Origin of the sequence: Sphaerospermopsis sp. FACHB-1094 (genome assembly GCF_014696195.1) — a bacterium.
GTDB lineage: Bacteria > Cyanobacteriota > Cyanobacteriia > Cyanobacteriales > Nostocaceae > Sphaerospermopsis > Sphaerospermopsis kisseleviana.
In genome coordinates this window covers 12,601-33,843 of record NZ_JACJPT010000052.1, presented here as the reverse complement: position 1 = coordinate 33,843, position 21,243 = coordinate 12,601, and the positions used below count along the sequence as shown (strand labels likewise).

General features: G+C 32.9%; 25 protein-coding genes. 20 read left to right on the top strand and 5 right to left on the bottom strand.

From position 1 onward, the window contains the following. Positions 1 to 89: 89 nt before the first annotated feature. The gene (locus H6F47_RS16295) at positions 90 to 227 is read right to left on the bottom strand and encodes a hypothetical protein (RefSeq protein ID WP_199291189.1); all 138 of its coding nucleotides are present in this window, start codon (positions 225 to 227) and stop codon (positions 90 to 92) included. Between the two features lie 362 nt (positions 228 to 589). On the opposite strand from H6F47_RS16295, the gene serS reads away from it, so the two are divergent. From serS to H6F47_RS16190, 20 genes are all read left to right on the top strand, one after another. Beyond that, the gene (gene serS, locus H6F47_RS16290; RefSeq protein WP_096572016.1) at positions 590 to 1,870 is read left to right on the top strand and encodes a serine--tRNA ligase; all 1,281 of its coding nucleotides are present in this window, start codon (positions 590 to 592) and stop codon (positions 1,868 to 1,870) included. Positions 1,871 to 2,041: 171 nt separating this feature from the next. Then, positions 2,042 to 3,361 carry an NYN domain-containing protein gene (locus H6F47_RS16285; protein ID WP_190650036.1) on the top strand — a complete coding sequence of 440 codons (1,320 nt, stop codon included), beginning with the start codon at positions 2,042 to 2,044 and terminating at the stop codon, positions 3,359 to 3,361. 456 nt (positions 3,362 to 3,817) lie between these two features. Further along, positions 3,818 to 4,060, top strand: a complete 243-nt coding sequence (locus H6F47_RS16280; RefSeq protein WP_190650035.1) for a hypothetical protein — start codon at positions 3,818 to 3,820, stop codon at positions 4,058 to 4,060. Next, positions 4,053 to 4,436 (top strand): type II toxin-antitoxin system VapC family toxin, encoded by a 384-nt coding sequence (locus tag H6F47_RS16275; RefSeq protein ID WP_190650033.1) that lies wholly within the window; start codon positions 4,053 to 4,055, stop codon positions 4,434 to 4,436. Before H6F47_RS16280 ends, H6F47_RS16275 begins: the two co-directional genes overlap by 8 nt. A 238-nt stretch (positions 4,437 to 4,674) precedes the next feature. After that, positions 4,675 to 4,929 carry a DUF2281 domain-containing protein gene (locus H6F47_RS16270; protein ID WP_190650030.1) on the top strand — a complete coding sequence of 85 codons (255 nt, stop codon included), beginning with the start codon at positions 4,675 to 4,677 and terminating at the stop codon, positions 4,927 to 4,929. Continuing rightward, entirely contained in the window at positions 4,926 to 5,354 is a 429-nt protein-coding gene (locus H6F47_RS16265) for a type II toxin-antitoxin system VapC family toxin (RefSeq protein WP_137669402.1), read from the top strand. Before H6F47_RS16270 ends, H6F47_RS16265 begins: the two co-directional genes overlap by 4 nt. Positions 5,355 to 5,588: 234 nt before the next feature. After that, on the top strand, positions 5,589 to 5,900 hold the full coding sequence (locus H6F47_RS16260) for a DUF433 domain-containing protein (RefSeq protein WP_137669401.1): 312 nt from the start codon (positions 5,589 to 5,591) through the stop codon (positions 5,898 to 5,900). Continuing rightward, positions 5,901 to 6,254: a DUF5615 family PIN-like protein gene (locus H6F47_RS16255; RefSeq protein WP_190650028.1), complete on the top strand. Its 354-nt coding sequence runs from the start codon at positions 5,901 to 5,903 to the stop codon at positions 6,252 to 6,254. Positions 6,255 to 6,650: 396 nt separating this feature from the next. Then, the gene (locus H6F47_RS16250; protein ID WP_137669399.1) at positions 6,651 to 6,857 is read left to right on the top strand and encodes a hypothetical protein; all 207 of its coding nucleotides are present in this window, start codon (positions 6,651 to 6,653) and stop codon (positions 6,855 to 6,857) included. Further along, entirely contained in the window at positions 6,850 to 7,266 is a 417-nt protein-coding gene (locus H6F47_RS16245) for an aspartyl protease family protein (RefSeq protein ID WP_137669398.1), read from the top strand. Before H6F47_RS16250 ends, H6F47_RS16245 begins: the two co-directional genes overlap by 8 nt. A 6-nt stretch (positions 7,267 to 7,272) precedes the next feature. Continuing rightward, a complete protein-coding gene (locus tag H6F47_RS16240; RefSeq protein ID WP_162501977.1) occupies positions 7,273 to 7,437 on the top strand; it encodes a hypothetical protein in 165 nt (54 codons plus the stop codon). Positions 7,438 to 7,698: 261 nt separating this feature from the next. Beyond that, on the top strand, positions 7,699 to 7,935 hold the full coding sequence (locus H6F47_RS16235; RefSeq protein WP_190650027.1) for a type II toxin-antitoxin system Phd/YefM family antitoxin: 237 nt from the start codon (positions 7,699 to 7,701) through the stop codon (positions 7,933 to 7,935). Further along, positions 7,929 to 8,195 carry a Txe/YoeB family addiction module toxin gene (locus H6F47_RS16230; protein ID WP_190650025.1) on the top strand — a complete coding sequence of 89 codons (267 nt, stop codon included), beginning with the start codon at positions 7,929 to 7,931 and terminating at the stop codon, positions 8,193 to 8,195. Before H6F47_RS16235 ends, H6F47_RS16230 begins: the two co-directional genes overlap by 7 nt. 151 nt (positions 8,196 to 8,346) lie before the next feature. After that, a complete protein-coding gene (locus H6F47_RS16225) occupies positions 8,347 to 8,574 on the top strand; it encodes a type II toxin-antitoxin system HicA family toxin (protein ID WP_190650023.1) in 228 nt (75 codons plus the stop codon). A 2-nt stretch (positions 8,575 to 8,576) separates the two neighbouring features. Further along, positions 8,577 to 8,798 carry a type II toxin-antitoxin system HicB family antitoxin gene (locus tag H6F47_RS16220; RefSeq protein ID WP_096572027.1) on the top strand — a complete coding sequence of 74 codons (222 nt, stop codon included), beginning with the start codon at positions 8,577 to 8,579 and terminating at the stop codon, positions 8,796 to 8,798. Positions 8,799 to 9,132: 334 nt separating this feature from the next. Next, positions 9,133 to 9,426, top strand: coding sequence for a DUF2281 domain-containing protein (locus tag H6F47_RS27990; RefSeq protein ID WP_242027410.1), 294 nt, complete (start codon positions 9,133 to 9,135; stop codon positions 9,424 to 9,426). A 1-nt stretch (position 9,427) separates the two neighbouring features. Beyond that, positions 9,428 to 9,871 carry a DUF29 domain-containing protein gene (locus H6F47_RS16205; RefSeq protein WP_137667129.1) on the top strand — a complete coding sequence of 148 codons (444 nt, stop codon included), beginning with the start codon at positions 9,428 to 9,430 and terminating at the stop codon, positions 9,869 to 9,871. 216 nt (positions 9,872 to 10,087) lie between these two features. Continuing rightward, a complete protein-coding gene (gene rseP / locus H6F47_RS16200; protein ID WP_190347985.1) occupies positions 10,088 to 11,182 on the top strand; it encodes an RIP metalloprotease RseP in 1,095 nt (364 codons plus the stop codon). Positions 11,183 to 11,380: 198 nt separating this feature from the next. Then, positions 11,381 to 12,058 (top strand): endonuclease III, encoded by a 678-nt coding sequence (gene nth / locus H6F47_RS16195; RefSeq protein WP_096572030.1) that lies wholly within the window; start codon positions 11,381 to 11,383, stop codon positions 12,056 to 12,058. 69 nt (positions 12,059 to 12,127) lie between these two features. After that, a complete protein-coding gene (locus tag H6F47_RS16190; RefSeq protein ID WP_137667131.1) occupies positions 12,128 to 13,129 on the top strand; it encodes a hypothetical protein in 1,002 nt (333 codons plus the stop codon). A 51-nt stretch (positions 13,130 to 13,180) separates the two neighbouring features. Here the strand turns inward: H6F47_RS16190 and H6F47_RS16185 are convergent, their stop codons facing one another. The 4 genes from H6F47_RS16185 to purS form a co-directional block, all read right to left on the bottom strand. Beyond that, positions 13,181 to 16,792, bottom strand: coding sequence for a helicase (locus H6F47_RS16185; RefSeq protein ID WP_190650020.1), 3,612 nt, complete (start codon positions 16,790 to 16,792; stop codon positions 13,181 to 13,183). 119 nt (positions 16,793 to 16,911) lie between these two features. Next, positions 16,912 to 19,944 (bottom strand): hypothetical protein, encoded by a 3,033-nt coding sequence (locus H6F47_RS16180; protein ID WP_190650019.1) that lies wholly within the window; start codon positions 19,942 to 19,944, stop codon positions 16,912 to 16,914. Positions 19,945 to 20,083: 139 nt separating this feature from the next. Next, entirely contained in the window at positions 20,084 to 20,758 is a 675-nt protein-coding gene (purQ, locus tag H6F47_RS16175; protein WP_190347994.1) for a phosphoribosylformylglycinamidine synthase subunit PurQ, read from the bottom strand. Between the two features lie 127 nt (positions 20,759 to 20,885). After that, the gene (gene purS / locus H6F47_RS16170; protein ID WP_096572035.1) at positions 20,886 to 21,164 is read right to left on the bottom strand and encodes a phosphoribosylformylglycinamidine synthase subunit PurS; all 279 of its coding nucleotides are present in this window, start codon (positions 21,162 to 21,164) and stop codon (positions 20,886 to 20,888) included. Between the last annotated feature and the right edge of the window lie 79 nt (positions 21,165 to 21,243).

Sequence of the window (21,243 nt, the reverse complement as noted above, 5' to 3'; positions counted from 1 at the left end):
ACTTTTTCCGGTATACCCTTCAAAACCCTTGCACTAATTTCTGTGTTTATCAGCCTCTAACCTTTGATATATCAAGGTTTTAGGTTTATTCAGCAAACCCTAATTAACTTTCCTTTAGCTGTTTCTTCCAGTTTCCAATCTTCATTAATTTGACAGAGATTAAAAAATTGTTCATCACTTAAACCGACATTTTTGATATTTAAAATTACTGGTTCAGATGTCATCATTGCTGAAAACCTTTTGATTTTGATTTTAGTTTATCATATTTTGTAGGTTGGGTTAAGTGATAGCGCAACCCAACAAAATCTTATCAATATCTTATTAATTTTGGGTTTCGTTCCTCTAAATGTTGGGTTTCGTTCCTCAACCCAACCTACATTCTATATTGAGATTTGAACGCAGATGAACGCAGATAAACGCGGATGAAAAAGGGATTTTGATTAATCTGATGATTTTGTGTGGTTATTGTATAAAACTGGTGTTAATAATAGATATGATTGATGATGCAAGAAATGGTTTAGCATTGCTAAACCCCTACGAATAATCACCTCAATCGAGTATAATTGACAAAAACTCACAAAATTCACCAATGCTGGATATTAAACAAATTAGAGAAAACCCCCAACTCGTACAAGAAAAGCTGAATACTCGTAGTGGTAAATATGACATTCAGCCTATATTAGATTTAAGTCAAAAACAACGGGAACTGGAAGGAAAACGCAACGATTTACAAGCGCGGAGTAATGAAATTGGTAAACTGGTAGGACAAAAGGTAAAATCTGGTGTTAGTCCACAAAGTGAGGAAATTCTTGCGTTAAAAGAAGAGGGGAATAATATTAAAATCACATTAAGCGAATTAGAACCCCAGGAAAAAGAGTTAAAAGCGCAAATTCAAGATTTACTTTTAGCACTTCCTAACCTTCCTAGTGATTCTACTCCCATCGGTGCAAGTGAAGATGATAACCCAGAAGTGAGAAGATGGGGAGATGAATATAAACCGGAAAATCAGAATATTTTACCTCATTGGGAAATTGGGGAAAAATTGGGTATTTTGAATTTTGAAAGGGCGGTAAAAATTGCCCAAAGTCGGTTTGTGAGTTTGATAGGTGCGGGTGCTGCTTTAGAAAGGGCGTTAATTCAATTTATGCTTTCTAAGCATATTGAAAATGGGTATATTGAAGTTAGTCCACCGTTGTTAGTTAATACTGATTCTTTAACGGGAACTGGACAATTACCGAAGTTTGCAGAGGAAAGTTTTAAATGTGCAGATGATGAATTGTGGTTAATTCCTACTGCGGAAGTTCCCGTTACTAATTTTTATCGTGGGGAAATTTTAAACGCGGAAGAATTACCGATTTATCACTGTGCTTATACTCCTTGTTTTCGTCGGGAAGCGGGAAGTTATGGACGGGATATGCGGGGTTTAATTCGGTTGCATCAATTCAATAAAGTGGAGTTGGTGAAGTTAGTAAAACCGGAAGATTCTTTTGAGGAATTGGAGAAGTTAGTTGCTAGTGCAGAGTCAATTTTACAGGGTTTAAAATTGCCTTATCGAGTGATTAATTTATGTACTGGTGATTTAGGTTTTGGGGCAACAAAGACCTATGATTTAGAGGTTTGGTTGCCATCTTCTGGGAAGTATCGAGAGATTTCTAGTTGTTCTAATTGTGTTGATTTTCAAGCGAGAAGGGCGGATATTCGGTTTAAGGAAGCGGGGAAGAAGGGGACGCAGTTTGTACATACTTTAAATGGTTCTGGTTTAGCTGTGGGAAGGACGATGGCGGCGATTTTGGAGAATTATCAGCAAGCTGATGGGACGATTAAAGTACCGGAGGTTTTGCAGGTTTATTTGGGTAGGGAGGTTTTGTAGTTTAGGGTTTTTGTAGAGGCGTTTTTGGGGTGCGTCTCTACGTAAATTTATGTAAACAATAGAGATTTTATAATAAAATATATTACAAGTCAAAGCAAAATACGTGAAATGGTCATATACTCACTCTTAATTAAGAGTATTATAACATCACGGTAAGGAGAATGAAATCTTATGTCAAGATTTAACACTGCTATACTTTATGATATTGAAAATCTTACTAAAGGCTATAGTTTTTCAAAAGATTTTATCAAAGAATTATCATTAAAACAGATATATCGCCAGATTTTAGATTTAGATATGGTTGAGAGGATTTCGTTGCAGCGAGCTTATGCTAATTGGAGTGATCCTAGATTAAGTCTTCTCAAAGGTGAGATTAATGAGTTAGGTATAGATCCAATTCAAATTTTTGGGTTTGCACGTTATCACAAAAAAAACGCTGCTGATATTCAATTAGCTGTTGATGCAATGGATATCACTATTAGTCGTCCTCACATTGAAGTATATGTTATTGTGTCAGGAGATGGAGGTTTTGCTTCCCTGGCAAAAAAATTACATGAGTATGGCAAACAAGTTATTGGTTGTGCTTATGAAAATGCAGCCAATGATATTTTAAAATCAGTTTGCGATCACTTTATAAAACTGGAAGCACCAGAAGAAGATTCTTTGGAGGATATTAGCACTGAATCAAAAAATACAGCGTTTATTAATGATAAGGGGTTAGGAATTGGTATAACTCATCCATTTGTTGTACGTATGGCAAATAAGATTGAGCCAATTTATCAAGTAGATAAAAATAGTATTTTATTTCATAGTCAAACAATTATCAATTGGTTTTGTCAAGACTCTGAAGCTCGTAAACAAATGAATCGAAATGGCATTCCCCTTTCAACCATAAGAGAAGCATTCAAATATGCAATACCAGGATTTAAACCAGAAATGGTTGGTTTTAGTAGATTTGCTGAACTATTACAATTTGTTTGTACAAATACAGAATCATGTGTTGGAAATCTTCCACCATCTAATACATTGCTTGTTTTTAGAACTTCTCTTCCCAGTGGAGTTAATGTACTTCCAGATATATTGAGTGAAAATTTACATACACCGGAACGCTACCAGAATTTATTAGCCAGCGGTAAACCAAGAATTACAATTGAAGATAAATACAGTTTAGAAAGAGTTGTTGATAGCTTAATATTGCGGCGTGAGATATTAATGAATATATCTGAAATATTAGATATTCTAAGTCAGGAACTTCCTGATATTGAAAGTAATAAACTCAATAATTTGTGCTTGTCTTTAGTACACTGTAATATTTTGAAAGGACAGCCAGAAGAAGAAAATATATCAGAGCAAAAATTTAAAATTAGAGATGATTTTCAAGATAGCTCACAAGTTTTAGTCCATGTGAAACAAACTAGCTTAAATAAACTACTTGCCATCTTGGGTGATGAATTTAGAGGTATCATTTTTGATGAAATTCTCCCCTGGTAAACTTAATATTTTCTATTTGGGTTATAAACAGCCGAAATATATGGCCAACAATTATCCAGATGTTGAAAATGAAATTGCGAAGGTTAAAGCTCTAAGTAGTGTATAAATGTGCGAATCAGGATATCCAGAATTAAAGCTAATCTCATAGGGTGCGTTAATCAACTTTATTTAATGCACCGTTTTTTATTAAAATTTAACTGTCAGAATCAGGATAACCAGGATTAAAGGATTAACAGGATTATATTTTTGATTTTGATATTTTGGAATATTTGAATTAGCGTAATTTCTGAAAATGTAGATGAATATTAAAAAACATCGTGTAAATCCTCAAATCCTGGACATTATCTCGACTTACTTCGACTGCGCTCAGTACAGGTCGCTCGATAACCACCTGATTCAGACAAAATGCACATTTTCTGATATAATTAATAAACTAATTAACCAATGGAGTTGACTATGATTACATTAGGTGTAACAGTAACTATAACCCGTGACGGAAAATTGTTAGTTAATTCTCCTGTAGATATCCCAAAGGGAGAATATAAAGCAGTTATTGTACTAGAAGATAAACCAATAAGTGATAATTTACATGATTCTGTAAAAAATGCCCAAGCTATTTTTAGAAAGTATATTCCACCTACTAGAAAACTATCTGAAGAATTAATTCAGGAACGGAGAGAGGAAACTTTAAATGAGTGAAGTTGTTTTAGATGCTTCCGCAATTTTAGCTTTACTCAATGAAGAACCTGGAAGCGAAGAAGTATTAAAATTTATTGATAAAGCTGCAATTAGTACGGTTAATTTATCTGAGGTAATCGCTAAATTAGCAGATGCAGGAATACCAGAAAATGATATTATTTTAATTATAAATAATCTGAATCTGAAAGTAATTGATTTTAATGAAGAACAAGCATTAAAAGCGGGAATTTTACGCTCACTTACTAAATCAATTGGGCTTTCATTTGGTGATAGGGCTTGTTTAGCATTAGGTATTATTCTCAATCAACCTGTTTTAACTACTGATCGTTTATGGAGTAATATTAATGTGGGAGTTGAAGTTAGAATATTACGTTAAAATCCACTGTCAGAATCAGGATATCCAGGATTAATGGACTAACAGGATTATATTTGATATTGATATTCTGGGATATTAAAATTAGCGCAACTTCTGAAAATGTAGATGAATATTAAAAAACCATCCTGTAAATCCTCAAATCCTCGACATCCTGATTCAGACAAAAAGTGACAATCTATACTATAATATAATATAATATAATATAATATAATTACATTATAATCCTAGAGGTAACACTATGACTATTGAACAAGCAGTTTTAGAAAACTTGCGAGAATTACCAGCAGATAAACAACAAGAAGTTTTAGATTTTATTCAATTTCTCAAACATAAATTACCAGCAGAAAAACCTACTTTTAATTCTGACGGTGAAAATTTCTGGGAAATGACCTTGCGATTTCGAGAACGGATGGAAAGAGAGGGTATAGAATTTACAGATGAGGATTTTACAAGTCTTAGAGATCGCAGTCCAGGACGAGAGGTAGAACTGTGAGTTTTCGTTTTCTTTTAGATACTAATATTATTTCGGAAATTAACAAAAAAATCCCAAATAAATTAGTAGTTGATAAAATGAATCTGTATCAAGATGAAGTAGCTACAGCTTCAGTAGTTATTCATGAATTATTATTTGGGTGTTTACGTTTACCGACTGACTCTGGAAAAAGACGTTTTTTAGAAGATTATATCGAGGAAATACCTGCTAAAATACCAGTGTTTGATTATGATATAAATGCTGCAAAATGGCACGCACAGGAAAGAGCTAGATTATCCAAAATTGGTAAAACACCCGCTTTTATTGATGGACAGATTGCGAGTATTGCATTTTCCAATAACTTGATTTTAGTAACAAATAATGTGACAGATTTTCAAGATTTTGAGGATATTGTGATTGAGAATTGGTTTGTTTTGGTTGATTAGTGCGATAGCTTGCTGTGTCCAGATAGCTTATCTCGTAGGGTGCGTTAATGAAATGTAACGCACCGTTTTTTATTAAAATTTAACTGTCTGAATCAGGATAACCAGGATTAAAGGATTAACAGGATAATATTTGATATTGATATTCACAGAATATCCCGAAGGGTGTCCTGATTCAGACAAAAAAATGATATACTAAAATATAGTGATTCAAGCAACTTAGCTATATAAAAAAATATGTTAACCCTGAATTACCCGCATATTGAAAAAACCGAAAATCAACCAGCAAGATTAAAGCGTTTTCCCAGAATTAGAGTAACGCAAATTGTGATGGATTATCTTGCTTATGGTTGGTCAGTAGAAGAAATGTGTCGTCAACATCCTTATTTAACTCAAGCTGAAGCTCATGCTACTATGGGTTATTACTTTGACCACCAAGAAGAAATTGACCAAGAAATTAAAGAAGAATGGGAACAAGTACAACAAAGCAAAAATGAATTAGTATCATCTCCATTTTACAACAGAATGAAAGCAAAAGGACTGTTGTAAATGACCATTGCTTTATTATATATGGATGTTCATGTACCTCAATCTATTACATCACAATTGCGTCGTCGGGGTGTGGATGTATTAACTGCTTTTGATGATGAAACCCAAGAACTTCCTGATGATAAATTATTAGAAAGAGTGACAGAAATTAAACGAGTTCTATTTACTCAAGATATCCGTTTTCGAGTTTTAGCGGAAACTTGGCAAAAAGAAGGAAAACAGTTTTCAGGATTAATTTTTGGACATCAACTAGGTGGTACAATTGGTCAATTTGTGCAAGATTTAGAATTTATTGCTAAAGCTTCAGAGATTGATGAATGGATGAATGTCGTTGAATATATTCCTTTTAAATAATACTGCTCTTAGGGTGCGTTAATCAACTTTATTTAATGCACCATTTTTTATTATTTTTATAATATATTGCACTGTCAGAATCAGGATAACCAGGATAACCAGGATTAAAGGATTAACAGGATTATATTTTTGATTTTGATATTTTGGAATATTTGAATTAGCGTAATTTCTGAAAATGTAGATGAATATTAAAAAACCATCCTGTAAATCCTCAAATCCTGGACATTATCTCGACTTACTTCGACTTACTTCGACTGCGCTCAGTACAAGTCGCTCAGTACAGGTCGCGGTAGTTGAGCGTAGTCGAAACTCGATAACCACCTGATTCAGACAAATTCCCATTACCATTAATAAAATGATATAATATCAACTACTAACTATAGCAATCATCAAACCATGCTAGAATTAATGCCATTATTAAATAAATTAAGTCGGGCTGAAAAATTACAAATTATCCAATATTTAGCCTCTCAATTAGTACAAGAAGAATCAGAATTAATTAAACCAGGAATGTCTTATCCTGTCTCCTCTCCTTATGATGCTTTTGAAGCTGCAAATATAATGTTAAAAGTGTTAGAAGCAGAAAATAGCAATCATGAATAATACACATAAATACTCATTTACTACTTATGATCCTTCCTTGGGAGAAGCAGGTTTTAGACCATATCTACCAATTATTTTAACTTATCGTGGACAAGAATTACAGACTACTGGTTTACTGGATACGGGAGCAACTATTAATGTTTTACCTTATCAATTAGGATTAGATATTGGTGCAAATTGGGAAGATTTAACAACCTCTTTACAATTGACAGGTAATCTTGCTCAATTTGAAGCGCGTGTACTGGTTGTATCAGCTAAAGTAGCAGATTTTGAACCTGTAAAATTAGTATTTGCTTGGACTCAAGCAACTAATGTTCCTTTAATTTTGGGACAAGTTAATTTTTTTATGGAATTTAATGTTTGTTTTTATCGTTCTCAACTTTCTTTTGAAGTATCTCTCAAAGATTAATTTATTATGAATGATGAAGTTTTGGCAGAAATTCGGAAAATCAGAGATGAAGAAGCTAAGTCATTTAATTATGATTTAGCCACTATTTGTGCTGATTTAAGAAAAAAACAAGCAACCAGTGGAAGACAGATTATTTCTATTCCCTTGAAGACAGTGGTAAAATTACGCTGATTTTTTAGGGTGCGTTAATGAAATGTAATGCACCGTTTTTTATTAAAATTTAACTGTCAGAATCAGGATAACCAGGATTAAAGGATTAACAGGATAATATTTGATTTTGATATTCTGGGATATTAAAATTAGCGCAACTTCTGAAAATACAGATGAATATTAAAAAACCATCTTGTACATCCTCAAATCCTGGAAATCCTGATTCAGACAATTCAATTGTATGCTATTATTTATTATAATAATGTAATCTCAAAAAAGATTATGATTTCAATCAATCAAGCACAACAGCAACTACAGGATTTAATTGATTCAGTTAATCAATCCCATCAACCTATTATGATTGCAGGAGAAAATAGCAACGCAGTTTTATTATCTGAAAGTGACTGGAAATCTATCCAAGAAACTCTATATTTACTTTCTATTCCAGGGATGAGAGAATCAATTAAAGAAGGATTAGCAACACCTATTGAAGAGTGTGATGGTGAATTAGATTGGTAAATTGGAAATTAGTTTATACTAAACAAGCTCAGAAAGATGCTAAAAAATTGGCTGCAAGTAATTTGAAAGAGAAAGTGCAAAGTTTACTTGATATTATTCAGGTTAATCCGTTTCAAAATCCTCCACCTTATGAAAAATTAGTAGGAGATTTAGAAGGTGCATATTCACGACGGATAAATATTCAACATTGTTTAGTATATGAAGTGATTGAAGGCGAAAATACTATCAAAGTTTTACGAATGTGGACGCATTATGAGTAGTATGTTTTTTGTGAGAATCAGGATAACCAGGATTAAAAGATTAACAGGATTATATTTGATTTTGATATTCTGGGATATTTGAATTATCGCAACTTCTGAAAATGTAGCTGAATATTAAAAAACCATCCTGTAGATCCTCAAATCGCGGAAAATGGTCAAAAAAGATAAACTAATTGAAAAATTAACAAATAGTCCTAATAATGCCAAATTCAGTGATATTCGTAAACTGTTAGAATTAGATAATTTTGTATTAGATAGAATTACAGGTAGTCATCATATCTTTATCAAATATGATATAATTTTAGTAATTCCCGTACATAATAATCGGGTAAAATCAATTTATGTTAAACGAGTATTAGAATTGATAGAAGGAGCATAATTATGAATTATCCCATAGTTGTTTATCCCTGTGAAGAAGGCGGTTTCGTTGCTGAAATTCCAGCATTAAAAGGATGTTTAGCACAGGGAGAAACTTTAGAAGAAACATTACAAGAATTGATCATTGTCAGAGATTTATGGTTAGAAACAGCAGAAAAACATGGTCAAAAATTACCAGATGTTGAACGTGCTATTTCTCAGGTTAAAGCACTCAGTAATGTATAATTAACTGTCAGAATCAGGATAACCAGGATGAAAGGATTAACAGGATTATATTTGATATTAATATTCTGGAATATTTGAATTAGCGCAACTTCTGAAAAGAAATAATTTTTTGAATTTTGACTTTTGACTTCCCGAAGGGTGTCCTGATTCTGACAAAAATCTATTTCGCGCAAAGAAGATATCCTGTACATCCTCAAATCCTGGACATCCTGATTCAGACAAAATGCAATTTATGAAAATATAGATGAATATAAAAAAACATCCTGCACATCCTGATTCAGACAAAAAGTTATAATCTATAATATAATTACATTATAATCCTAAAGGTAAAACTATGACTATTGAACAAGCAGTTTTAGAAAACTTGCGAGAATTACCAGCAGATAAACAACAAGAAGTTTTAGATTTTATTCAATTTATCAAACATAAATTACCAAGAAAAAAATGTCGCATTCCTCCTAGTTCCATTGCCGGTAAAGGTAAAACATTAGGTGATATTGTTAGTCCTATTGTTCTGATTAGTAAAGATAACCCGTGGCAAAGTTTAATTGATAGCTTAGATCAATTTTCTGATGATTTTATGAATACTAGAGATCAACTTTCTATTGATAAAAGAGAGGAATTTTAAAATGACATTAATATGGGATGAATTGGTATTTCAATCACCATACTTAGCAGTGGAAAAAGCAAAGGAATTGCTAAAGGAGGGAAAAATGGCAGAAGTTGATCAGATTTTAGAGAGTTTAGCAGAGTCAATGGGAAGATCCGAAAAAAGGGCAGTTATTAGTCAATTAACTCGATTGATGTTACATATAATTAAATGGAAATGTCAACCTGAAAAACGCAGTGCTAGTTGGGTAATTTCCATTCGTTCAGCAAGGAGAGAAATTGCTGATAGTCAGGAAGAAATGCCTAGTCTTAATAGAGAGTTTTTAGAGTCTATTTGGGATAAGTGTTTTACATCTGCTAAACAAGATGCTAGGGATGAAATGGGGAAAAAGCCAGAAATTACTGCTTTAACTTGGGAGGAGGTTTTTGAAGAAAATTATACAATGTGGGAGGATGAAAAATAAATGAATCATCCTGTAAATCCTCAAATCATGGATATCCTGATATGGCTTGCGCTACGCTATCAGACAAGTTTCGCTCAAAACCTGGAAATTAGCAAAATTACCATAACTCGCGCTTTTCTTTGCAATTGACAATAAATAACAGCAGATTTTGTTTCTGAGTCCATTCCCAAACTACAATAGAAATATATATCCGAAATATTTTGACTTATTTGCTCTATGTCAGTTTTAGCAGCGATCGCAGTTTTGGCTATTTTGATCTTAGTACACGAGTTAGGACATTTTATAGCCGCACGTTCTCAAGGTATCTACGCTAACCGCTTTTCTTTGGGTTTTGGTCCCACCCTCTTAAAGTACCAAGGATCACAGACAGAATACACCATTCGCGCTTTCCCCTTGGGTGGGTTTGTTGGTTTTCCCGACGATGATCCAGATAGCGCAATTCCTCCCAATGATCCCAACTTATTGCGGAATCGTCCTATTTTAGATCGGGCGATCGTTATTAGCGCCGGTGTGATAGCAAACTTAATATTTGCTTATTTTGTTCTCGCTTTGCAAATAGGTATTGTTGGTATACCCCAAGAATTTCAATATCAACCTGGTGTACTTGTCAAACCTGTTAATGAACAATCAATAGCTTACCAAGCTGGTATTCGCGCAGGTGATATTGTTATCAGCGTCAATGGTCAGGAATTAGCTGCTAGTAAAGATTCTACCTTATTGCTGACTAAAGAAATTCAAACCCATCCAAATCAACAACTTAACCTGAAAATTCAGCGTCAAAATCAAGAAATAGCTTTAAAATTAACTCCTACAGAAAGTGCTGATGGTAAAGGTTTAGTAGGAATTGAACTAGGACCAAATGGAGAAGCTGTTTATCGTCGTCCCCAAAATCCCATAGAAATTTTCAGCGTTGCTGCTGATAGATTTCAACAGCTATTTATTGGTACAATCAAAGGATTTGGACAGCTAATAACTAATTTTCAACAAACAGCAAGTCAGGTTTCAGGACCTGTGAATATTGTGAAAATTGGTGCTAAATTAGCAGCAGATAATAGTGCAAATTTGCTATCTTTTGCAGCAATAATTAGTATTAATTTAGCCATCATCAATATTTTACCTCTCCCTGCTTTAGATGGTGGACAATTAGCTTTTCTTTTGATTGAAGGTTTACTTGGTAAACCCTTACCAGCAAAAATTCAAGAAGGTGTCATGCAAACAGGTTTAGTCCTACTTTTAGGATTAGGTATTTTCTTAATTTTCAAAGAAACTCTGCAACTAGAATTTGTGCAACAAATATTCCAGAAATTGTAAGCAAATTTTAGCTTGTATATTCCAGTTTAGACTGGGAATGTGATCATCTCGTTCCCAGTCTCAGACTGGGAATGTGATCTAGAGGTTCTACCTCTATTTGACAAAAAAGGCAGAGTCTTATACAATTCATTCCCATACTCTGTATGGGAACGAGAAATAAGTTAAATTTCAAATAAAATAAATTCAAATATTATTGACGTGACTACTAAAAAATTATCAAAATTATCAAAATCATCAAAAAAGCAACGCGCTTTAGAAATTCTCTCTCGTCTCCATCGTCTTTATCCTGATGCGACTTGTTCTTTAAATTATCAAACTCCTGTACAATTATTAGTAGCAACAATTCTTTCTGCACAATGCACAGATGAACGAGTGAATAAAGTTACTCCAGCTTTATTTAGTCGGTTTCCTGATGCAGAAAGTTTAGCAAATGCGGATATTTTTGAATTAGAAGAATTAGTCCGTTCTACGGGTTTTTATCGCAATAAAGCGAAAAATATCAAAGCTGCTTGTCGGATGATTGTTGATGATTTTAACTCCGTTGTTCCCAATAAAATGGAAGAATTATTAAAACTTCCCGGAGTTGCGAGAAAAACTGGAAATGTGGTTTTAGCGCACGCTTATGGTATTAATGCAGGGGTGACTGTAGATACTCACGTCAAGCGGTTAAGTCAAAGATTGGGGTTAACAAAAAATACTGAACCTATTAATATTGAAAAAGATTTAATGAAATTATTACCCCAACCAGAATGGGAAAATTGGTCTATTCGTTTAATATATCATGGTCGTGCAGTTTGTAAAGCACGTTCTCCTGGTTGTGATGTTTGTGAGTTGGTTGATGTGTGTGCGAAGAATTTAACGAATGGAGATAATTAAATTATAATCAAATTGTTTATAATCAATCTTTAATCAATCTAAAATCCCAAATCCAAAATCTAAAATTCCATGACTCGGTTTATTCATGATCAGTTTGCAAAACAATATCTAACAGAGATATTTACACCCTACGGAAAAGTAGAAGTCAGTCAAGATATTATCTCAGAAAAAAGACAGATAGACGTATTATTTACCCCATCTTCAAATCCTGAAAACATCGAAAAATTAGGACTATTGGGAAAAATGGGAATTCATGCAACTTCCGTAGTTTTTGAACCATTTCGTAACCCCGTTGATAGAAGTGAAATCAGAAGTTGTAAGGGTAAACTATTTGATATTCATGCAAACTTAGAAAGACAAGCAAAACGCAATAATACCCGCATTAGTGAAAACCAATTACCATTTTTATGGATATTCACACCTACTGCATCAGAGGAAATATTCAGAGGTATTGATCTGAGTTTAGATTATCAAACATGGGGTAAAGGAGTTTATTTATTAGACGAAGTATCAAGGACAGGTATTATCGTTATTCACCAGTTACCCAGTACACCAGAAACCTTATTTTTAAGGGTATTAGGTAGGGGTAGGGTACAGAGAAAAGCAGTGGAAGAGTTAGAAGCATTAGCTAACAATAACCCACAGCTAGAAAATGTTATACAATTAGTACATGACTTAATAGCCATGTTATCAGCCAGACAGCAAAAAGAAAAGGATATTGATCAAGATGATCAGGAGTTGATTATGAAATTATCACAAATGTATCAGGAATTATTAGAACAAATTAAAGAAGAAACGCGAAGAGAAGGACTGCAACAAGGACTCCAACAAGGACTGCAACAAGGACTCCAACAAGGACTCCAACAAGGTAGATATCAAGGAAGAGAAGAAGGAGAAAAAAGAGAACGTCGTGGGATGGCCGAAAGTATTTTACAAGTACGTTTTGGTAAAGTTGATGCTGAGTTAGAGAAAGTGATTGATAAAATCATTACCCTATCTAGGGAAGAATTTACACCTTTACTTTTGCAATTATCCCGTGAGGAATTATTAGGGAGATTTCAAGAAGATTAATAAAATAAGAACTCCGACTTTTTAAAGAAGTCGGGGATCTAATTACTAATTTTAAGTTTGAGACAGAATTAAATTAAGAACATTTAATTCCTGAGAATTTAACAGATATTTTTCTGTAAACAATTTATTTCTAATTTCCTCCAAACTATAACTTCTAAATACCACAAAGGGAAATTCTTGATAATTATGTCCTATGGGTAAAATATTACTTACAGGATATAAAGAACGAATATATATAGATAAGATATCTTTAAAACGTTGATCTTCCGGTTCTTCTGGTTTATTTGCAAAATATTCTTTCATCACTTCCCCACTAATAAACGCAAATAATGGTAAAGCGTAATATTGATCTGTATGTTGACTTTTTTGGAGATAATTCTGGGTTTTTGCAGGTGCATTGATTAACTTTTCTACTAATTCTATTGCATCTTTTACCGCAGAGGTGAGACTTTCGGGGTAATTTTGATTGCGACTAATGCTTTTTAAAGTATTCCATAATTCTGTATTTGCATATTTTTGAATATCTAAAAAGCGCATTTGATAAGATTCTTGGATATTTTGACTGGGTACAATTAATAAACCTCCACTAATATAACCTAATTCCAAGGGTGTAAAATCTAATAATTTATCAAAGGTTTTAGCGACTTCTAAAAATGTGTTGTTGAAATTTTCCCGAATCTTTAAATAACTCTCTTCCGTATTTTTAGCAACCCAAAAATCACCTTCACCCATTAATAATTCTAGTCTGGTGTATGCGTCTTTTAAGGAAGTTTGACTTTTATTGCGGTTATATTCTTTTTTTAGTTGGGTAATAAGATTTTCTATTTTACTAGAAAAGGTTTCTCCCGCAGCAAAAACTGATTTTCCACCGATGGGTATAAGTAGATAATTCTTCCTACCAATATTACCATAACCTTGAATTCTTGTCATTATAGATGCTTTGAGAATTAACAGAAGATTTAATAAACTCAAGCAATTTTCTTTGATAGATAATTCTGGATCATCTTGATAATAAACTGAACGTTCAGCTAAATAAAATGTGAGGTATTTATCTTGATTATCTATCATATCATTTCCCCGACCTCTGTAAATAACCTGAATTATTTCCATCAGGTTTTTTTCAATTTCAAATTTCGGAATTTCGACTAAGATATGTTTCGCTTTGGGGAAGGATAAACCGCGACTCCCGGAAGCAGTCATGAAAACCACTTTGACGTTTTCTTGATGTTGTTTAATTTCCTGTTTTTCTAATTCTGAAATATTCGCGTGTATTTCTAGGAAGTGAGTATTTTTAACAAAGTTATCTCTTCCTAACTCTGACTGAATTTTAGCAATCAGTTCTGATAATTTAGGTTTATTTTGGATGTAAACTATAAATTGTTCAACATCGGATTTTTGGAAGATAATTTTAATATCTTTGAAAATTTCTTCCTGGGATTTTTTCTCTAAATCAGATTTATCTCTTAGTTTAATTCTATCAGTAAAACGACAAGATTCGACAATTATTTGATAATTAATAGTAAGACTTTTTGCAGGATAGGTGTTAGTATTAATAATGATAGCGGGTGAACCTTTAAATATGAAACTTTCTACAGATAGAGGTTGAATGTTTGATTCTGCTTTTCTAAAATAAACCTTATTTGGTTCGGGGGAAGTATCTTCTAAATGTTGACAAATGACATTTTTATCAACAATAGAAGCATCTGCGACGATGATTTTAGTATTAAAACCATTTTCTGGGTTTGTTAATTTATAAGTTTTAACCATTTTTCTAATTCCCTCTAAAAATTCTACTCCTGCTTCATCTCCGGTAATTTCATCTATCATAATAAATAGATGTTTGATGCGACGGGATATATTTCGCATTTTTTCAGGAAATACTTTATCGTCACTTTTTCTGTATGCGTCTTGAAAGATTTTTTCTAAATGTTGTAAAGTATCACCATAGTCTGTTTTTTTCAAAGACTGGGTAGAAGCGGTAGCGATAATTTGATTAGATGTTTGATATTTGATGAGGTAATATAACCCTTCACAAATACTTTGTAAAACTCCCTTGTTTTTTGTTCCCATATCCTGAAAGGTATCATCTGTAATCTGTTGCAGTCTGTCTTTGCGTCGAGATTTTCGTTCAATATTTTCACTGTTGAGAAAATCAACATTTTCCAAAGTAAAATCTTCTTCATGTTTGTTTGATGTATAAGCAACTGAGAGTTTACCAGAGTTATCTTGAATCAAATTACTATGAGTATTAATAGCAAAAATTTGATCATTTACTAATCTTCCAGTTTTGCGATCTTTGAATTTTTCAATGATATCAAGATTGACTTGTTTCCGGGGACTGACGTATAATAATAGGAAACCATCATTTTGATATTGAGTGAGAAAATCAACAATAGCGGTAGTTTTTCCGATTCCGGGATTTCCTGTTAAGAAAATGTAGGTATTTTCAGAAAGTAAATATCTTTTAATTAGTTGGTTGTGCGCTTGTCTAAAATTGGGATTTTCGGTTAAATTTAAACTAGAAATTAACTCAGATGGTACGGGAGAAACAGAGTTATAAAAATCGGTAATCGTTTCTGTATGACGTGGTAAAATATTGATGGTATTAGGAGTAATGTTGAGGAGAGAGTCAACCAGTTTTTTACCTTGTTGAAAACTGCGATATGCGTTAACTTGGATTTTTTGTAAAACGCGATAACGTGCGTCGCTAATTTCTTCTTCTGTTTTGTAATTTTGTTGATAAATTTGATGACAACTTTCAAAAAGTTGGATATTATTTCCGGGAATAGAGATAGTATTAAAAGAGCGATCGCTATATCCCACCGCATTACAAACCAACCTAGAAATATCAGGAAGAAAAGAATTTGCTTGTAAAAACTGACAGAAACTATAAATATAACTACCCGCTTGAATTAATTTAGCACTTTCCTTATCCTTAGATTTAAAAGCGGTAAAATACTCCTTTAAACTGGGAGAAAAATCTAAACCCAAAGATTCGGTATCAATACGCAACTTAGAAAACACACTTTTAGAACGTAAATAATTGATATCTCGTAATAACAAACCTCTGATAATTTCCACATAATCAATATTTTGTAAATCCTCATCAGTGTGAATAGAAAACACCGACAAGTCAAGACATAAAACCCGGTAATTATTTTTATATTTCAACAACATCAAACTATCTGCATTGAGAAAATCACCACCTTGTTTATAATTTTGAATATCCCCAGAAGTGACATTTACATTTTCAAACTGAGAGAGAACATTTTTGAACCATTGTATTTCATCAACTTCATGAGTACCAATACTATTTTCACCATTAAACCGACATTGAAAATAAATAACTTCCAGATTTTGCAAGTTTGCTTTTTCACGACATCCCAGAGATTTAAGATACTCCCGAAAGAAATTTAACCCACACAAAAAACCCTTTTGTACAAAAAACTGACACCAAGTTTCTGCAATTTCTCTTTCTAACTTACCAACAACCTTCTTCACAATATTTTTTGTAATTTCTGCAAACTTGAGATTTTGCAACTCCTGACTATACAAATCACCAAAATAATTTTTAATATTATTCTTATGGATATAAGACAAAATCCCAATATTAAAACCCATTTCAAACAACCTTCCCAGATCATCCGCTATTTTTGCAGTCATTTTTTACTCCTTATAAAAACCCTCAAAAACCTCTTTTCTCTGTGTCTGGAGTGGTTCGTTATTACGAGAAAAACCTCACGCAAAGACGCAAAGACGCAAAGAAAGAGAAGTTTTTATTTTTATTCTTTACCTGATATTATTGATTTAATGTGAGTTAAAAAAGCGAGAGAATTAAACTCTCCTTTATCTCTAATATGTGGAAACATTGCAGCTTTATTGACTGATTCATCTCCGATTAAATTTTGATATGGATCTAATTTTAATTGTAATTTTCCTGATTTTTCATAACGGGAAAAATGGAACAAAGTTAAACATTGCAAGATTTCATTTTTCAACTTACTGTCATCATATATTAAACCTTCCTTGATATCTTTATCATCTAAAATTCCCTCATAGATATTTAACAAAGTCGCATAAGACATAACCCCATGATAGTTAACATCATCTGCAACTTTTAAACCATTAAATAAATTGAAGAAAATTACAGATTGTTTATTTCTATCCTCTGCTAAGTTGGTAAGTTCTAAGGTATCCTGAATATATAAGGATGTAGCTTGGGGAGTTTCAAATTTTACCGCATAGTATTTTTCAAAAAACATCGGGTAAATTTTGATATCATGTCTTTCTTTTTTTAAGGATTTAATTACATTCTCTGACATGAAAAATAATTCTTCTTTTTTGTCTGCTTGGGTAATATGTAATGTACTACTGTAGGGAACTTTTGCAATATAAATAAAGTGTCTGTACCCTCTTTGATAAAGTTTATCTACATTATCAACTACGACTGTAGGATATTCAAACATTTTTTGATGATCGTCGTAGTTTTCTGAGAAGGTTTTAAATAGTTGCACTCTTGCGGTTTTGTCTTTTGTTTGTAAGGTGATAATTTCACCCATTAAATTAGCTTTTTTCTCTTTGATATTCCAACGACTATCACTTTCTCGACTGGAAACAACGATGATCGCAAGTTGATCAAGTTCCTGAAATGCAAATTTATCAGTGGGTGAGAATGTGAATTTTTTGGGAAATACGGAATATAATGAACTGAGAACATTAGGAATTTTAAATTTTAAATTTCCAAATTTTAAATTTCCTGAGTTAGTAATTACTATACCCTGTTCATTACTGCGATATCTTTCATTTAATAGATGGGATAATACCTTGGTTAAGGAAACGATAAATTTCTCTATAGGTGCGTTATCGGTTTTTTCTTTCTGGTGTATTCTAAACAGAGGAATAAATGGTTTTCCATCTTTTGATATTTGTCTTTCTAAGATGACATGAAGACAAAGATACGCAAGTAAACTATAGGTGATTTTGTAAATAAATTCTTGATGTTCTTCTAGTTTATCATTTTCTGAACGATGGGGAAATACCAATAAATTACGATGTTGTAAGTGTTTCTGATAAAAATTACCCCCTTCTTTCATTGCTAAAAATATGACGGGTAAAATTCCCACACCTGGGGTAAGATCATATTCCATCTCAAATGTTTCTTTGTCTTCTGTCTCTAAAAAATGAAGTTCACTAATACTGATGTTTCCGGGAAGGGTGATCAGTAAGTTATCTTGTGTGGTTGCGTCTCCCAAGTTGATGTATTTTAAACAGTCTTTGAAGTTTCTCCTCAATGCTTCTTTAAATATTGTTTGTCTCTCGTTGATGGTGTCAATGTCGTTTTCTAAAATGCTGTTTTTTACAGAAATATGTACTGGATAATGTCTCACCGGAAATGGTGTTTTATGTTGAATTAATTGGGTGAGACTGGTTTTCAAAGTTTTGATTTTTTCTTCAACGTTTAATTTTTTAAATCCTTCAATCCAACTTATAAATAGTTTTCTTTTTGCTTCATCGTCATTACTCCTTAATATGGGTAAGACGTTTTTCTCTAGTGTCTCAATGGGATTATATTCTAAATCGCTTTGTAGATTTGGACGTGATGCAAAGATGAAATAATATAAAAATCCTATTTTCAATATTTTATTGACAAAGGTGAATTTTGTTGATTCGTTTACAAGTTCTTTTTGATGTTCTTTACTATCTGGGTTTAAAAGGTTGAGATGATAATTAAAAGCTGTTTTTCCTCCATCAGTTTGCACTTTACCATTTAATTTTAACTTGAATCCAAAGGTAAACTCTATATCTTCTAGATTTGGATTTTCTGCTTCTCCTAAATAACCTTCGATGACGGGAATTATTGGTAATATATCATAAGCTTCACTGCGGGAAAATATGGTTTGATAATTAACCGATATTCCTGCATAGTTAACTTGATAATCTCCATCTGCTTTATTACTATCGTTAATGTAATCTTCTAATAGTTTCAATCTTCTAATTAAATCTTCTAAGTATATTCTCCCTTGATTTTTGTCATCAAGTTGTTCTAATAAATATTCTAAATATCTGATTTTAGCTAGTTTTTTCAGTTTTCCTAATGTTTCTTGGTTGACAAGGTTTTGTAAACTGTAAATATCGGAGTTGCTGTTTTTTTCTAGGTTGTCAATTATATATCCTAAGTCTTCTCGATCTTCTGTGTTAGCGTCTGCAAATTCTACATCAATATAATTGTTGATTCCTGTTAATAAGGTAGCTGTAAAATCACGGGGTTTATCTATGTGTATCTTAACTTTGTGCGCTTTTAGTAGTTGTTTGTTTTTGCTGTTTTCGTCTTTTTTAACTGTTAACCGCTGCTTTTGTAAATTTTCTGCTTTTGTAAATGGATAGGTAAAGTCTAAAAGCATCTCTTTAGTTTTACTATCTCTGTTATATTGTCCTTTAAATGTCTGTAAGTCTGACATTAAACTTTTAATAAAAGCAACTCTATCTATTTGATCATTTCCTGTTTTGGTTTTAACTTCTTCTTGTAACTGATATTGAATATAACCGACAATTTGTTTAATTTTCTCTATAAATGAATTTTCTGTACCAGGAATAAAATTCAATGTTGCTGAACGTAATACCCTTTCATTTCCCAATGGGTTATGAGGAGTTAATTTAATAACTTCATTAACTACTTCATTAATATCAACCTTAACTCTTTTATTATCAGCAGAAATTCTAAATATCTGCTGATTTTTTAATACTCTGAGTATTTTATCTAATAAATCAGTATAATCCACATTTGCTAAGTCTGGATTTATTGCTATTCTGTTCATCTGCGCTTTTCTTGATGGATTTAATATTATACTATCAAAAATAATACATCTAGTAAATTTGACAAGTCAATACGTAAAAATCCTTAAATAAGGTGGAAATTAACCACCTTATGTTTTTGAGAGTTTGTCAAATACAAGACTAAATCAAAGCTGCAACCTTCCCCAACAAACCCGCAAACAAGCGTAAACCATCAGTATTACCTAATGCTTGATCTGCTGCGCGTTCAGGATGTGGCATCATTCCTAACACATTACCTTGCAAATTGCAAATCCCTGCAATGTTATTTAATGATCCGTTGGGGTTTTCTCCGTGATAACGAAATACCACTTGTCCGTTATCTTCAATTGCTGCTAAAGTATCCTTATCAGCGTAAAATCGACCCTCTCCGTGGGCAATGGGTAAAGTGATCACTTCTCCCTCTGTATAACCATGAGTCCAAGGTAAATTATTACGCTCAACTTTTAAGGGAGAGCGATCGCAAATAAAATGCAAATCTCGGTTTTTCGTTAACACACCCGGCAACAAACCAGCTTCAGTTAATACCTGAAATCCATTGCAAATACCGATGACAAACTTACCTTTTTGTGCGTGGTTGACAACTTCCTGCATTACAGGGGAGAAACGAGCGATCGCCCCACAACGCAAATAATCACCGTAACTAAAGCCCCCAGGGACTATAATTACATCTATATCACTAATATCCGTCTCTTGATGCCAAACCATCCGTGTTGGTTGTCCGAGTAAGTCTCTAGTCACATACGCGGAATCACGGTCACAATTAGAACCAGGAAAAACTAAAACACCGAATTTCATAAATAAGGGAATAGGGAATAGGGAATAGGGAATAGGGAATAGGGAATAGGGAATAGGGAATAGGGAATAGGGAATAGGTGACAGTAAAGAAGTTTTTACCAATTACCCATTACCAATTACCCATTACCTAAAAAACACCAGTTTGAGATTCTACTTCAATCAAATCAAAACGATAGTTTTCGATCACAGTATTTGCTAACAGTTCCTCACACATATTTTTCACATCTTGATTCGCTATAGCTTCATCGGGTGCAATCGTGGTTAATTCAATATATTTACCAATTCTTACTTGTTCAACGGTTTCATGTCCCATTTGTTTTAAGCTAGTTTGTACGGCGACACCAGCAGGATCGAGAACTGAAGGCCGAAGAGTCACAAAAATTTTAGCTAAATACTTCCTTTGCATGAGGGGGGTAACTTTTGCTGAATGGTGCGATCGCTATCCTATAACTTTTATGTTCCAACTGAGTGAAAATAGAATCACA

Excerpts from the sequence above, each read along its gene's own strand:
- H6F47_RS16205 (WP_137667129.1), top strand. The coding sequence starts at position 9,428 with ATGACATTAATATGGGATGAATTGGTATTTCAATCACCATACTTAGCA.
- H6F47_RS27990 (WP_242027410.1), top strand. The coding sequence starts at position 9,133 with ATGACTATTGAACAAGCAGTTTTAGAAAACTTGCGAGAATTACCAGCA.
- H6F47_RS16255 (WP_190650028.1), top strand. The coding sequence starts at position 5,901 with ATGACCATTGCTTTATTATATATGGATGTTCATGTACCTCAATCTATT.
- rseP (WP_190347985.1), top strand. The coding sequence starts at position 10,088 with ATGTCAGTTTTAGCAGCGATCGCAGTTTTGGCTATTTTGATCTTAGTA.
- H6F47_RS16190 (WP_137667131.1), top strand. The coding sequence starts at position 12,128 with ATGACTCGGTTTATTCATGATCAGTTTGCAAAACAATATCTAACAGAG.
- H6F47_RS16295 (WP_199291189.1), bottom strand. The coding sequence starts at position 227 with ATGATGACATCTGAACCAGTAATTTTAAATATCAAAAATGTCGGTTTA.
- serS (WP_096572016.1), top strand. The coding sequence starts at position 590 with ATGCTGGATATTAAACAAATTAGAGAAAACCCCCAACTCGTACAAGAA.
- purQ (WP_190347994.1), bottom strand. The coding sequence starts at position 20,758 with ATGAAATTCGGTGTTTTAGTTTTTCCTGGTTCTAATTGTGACCGTGAT.
- H6F47_RS16185 (WP_190650020.1), bottom strand. The coding sequence starts at position 16,792 with ATGACTGCAAAAATAGCGGATGATCTGGGAAGGTTGTTTGAAATGGGT.
- H6F47_RS16250 (WP_137669399.1), top strand. The coding sequence starts at position 6,651 with ATGCTAGAATTAATGCCATTATTAAATAAATTAAGTCGGGCTGAAAAA.
- purS (WP_096572035.1), bottom strand. The coding sequence starts at position 21,164 with ATGCAAAGGAAGTATTTAGCTAAAATTTTTGTGACTCTTCGGCCTTCA.
- H6F47_RS16285 (WP_190650036.1), top strand. The coding sequence starts at position 2,042 with ATGTCAAGATTTAACACTGCTATACTTTATGATATTGAAAATCTTACT.
- H6F47_RS16240 (WP_162501977.1), top strand. The coding sequence starts at position 7,273 with ATGAATGATGAAGTTTTGGCAGAAATTCGGAAAATCAGAGATGAAGAA.
- H6F47_RS16270 (WP_190650030.1), top strand. The coding sequence starts at position 4,675 with ATGACTATTGAACAAGCAGTTTTAGAAAACTTGCGAGAATTACCAGCA.
- H6F47_RS16235 (WP_190650027.1), top strand. The coding sequence starts at position 7,699 with ATGATTTCAATCAATCAAGCACAACAGCAACTACAGGATTTAATTGAT.
- H6F47_RS16180 (WP_190650019.1), bottom strand. The coding sequence starts at position 19,944 with ATGAACAGAATAGCAATAAATCCAGACTTAGCAAATGTGGATTATACT.
- H6F47_RS16280 (WP_190650035.1), top strand. The coding sequence starts at position 3,818 with ATGATTACATTAGGTGTAACAGTAACTATAACCCGTGACGGAAAATTG.
- H6F47_RS16260 (WP_137669401.1), top strand. The coding sequence starts at position 5,589 with ATGTTAACCCTGAATTACCCGCATATTGAAAAAACCGAAAATCAACCA.
- H6F47_RS16220 (WP_096572027.1), top strand. The coding sequence starts at position 8,577 with ATGAATTATCCCATAGTTGTTTATCCCTGTGAAGAAGGCGGTTTCGTT.
- H6F47_RS16275 (WP_190650033.1), top strand. The coding sequence starts at position 4,053 with ATGAGTGAAGTTGTTTTAGATGCTTCCGCAATTTTAGCTTTACTCAAT.
- H6F47_RS16225 (WP_190650023.1), top strand. The coding sequence starts at position 8,347 with ATGGTCAAAAAAGATAAACTAATTGAAAAATTAACAAATAGTCCTAAT.
- H6F47_RS16245 (WP_137669398.1), top strand. The coding sequence starts at position 6,850 with ATGAATAATACACATAAATACTCATTTACTACTTATGATCCTTCCTTG.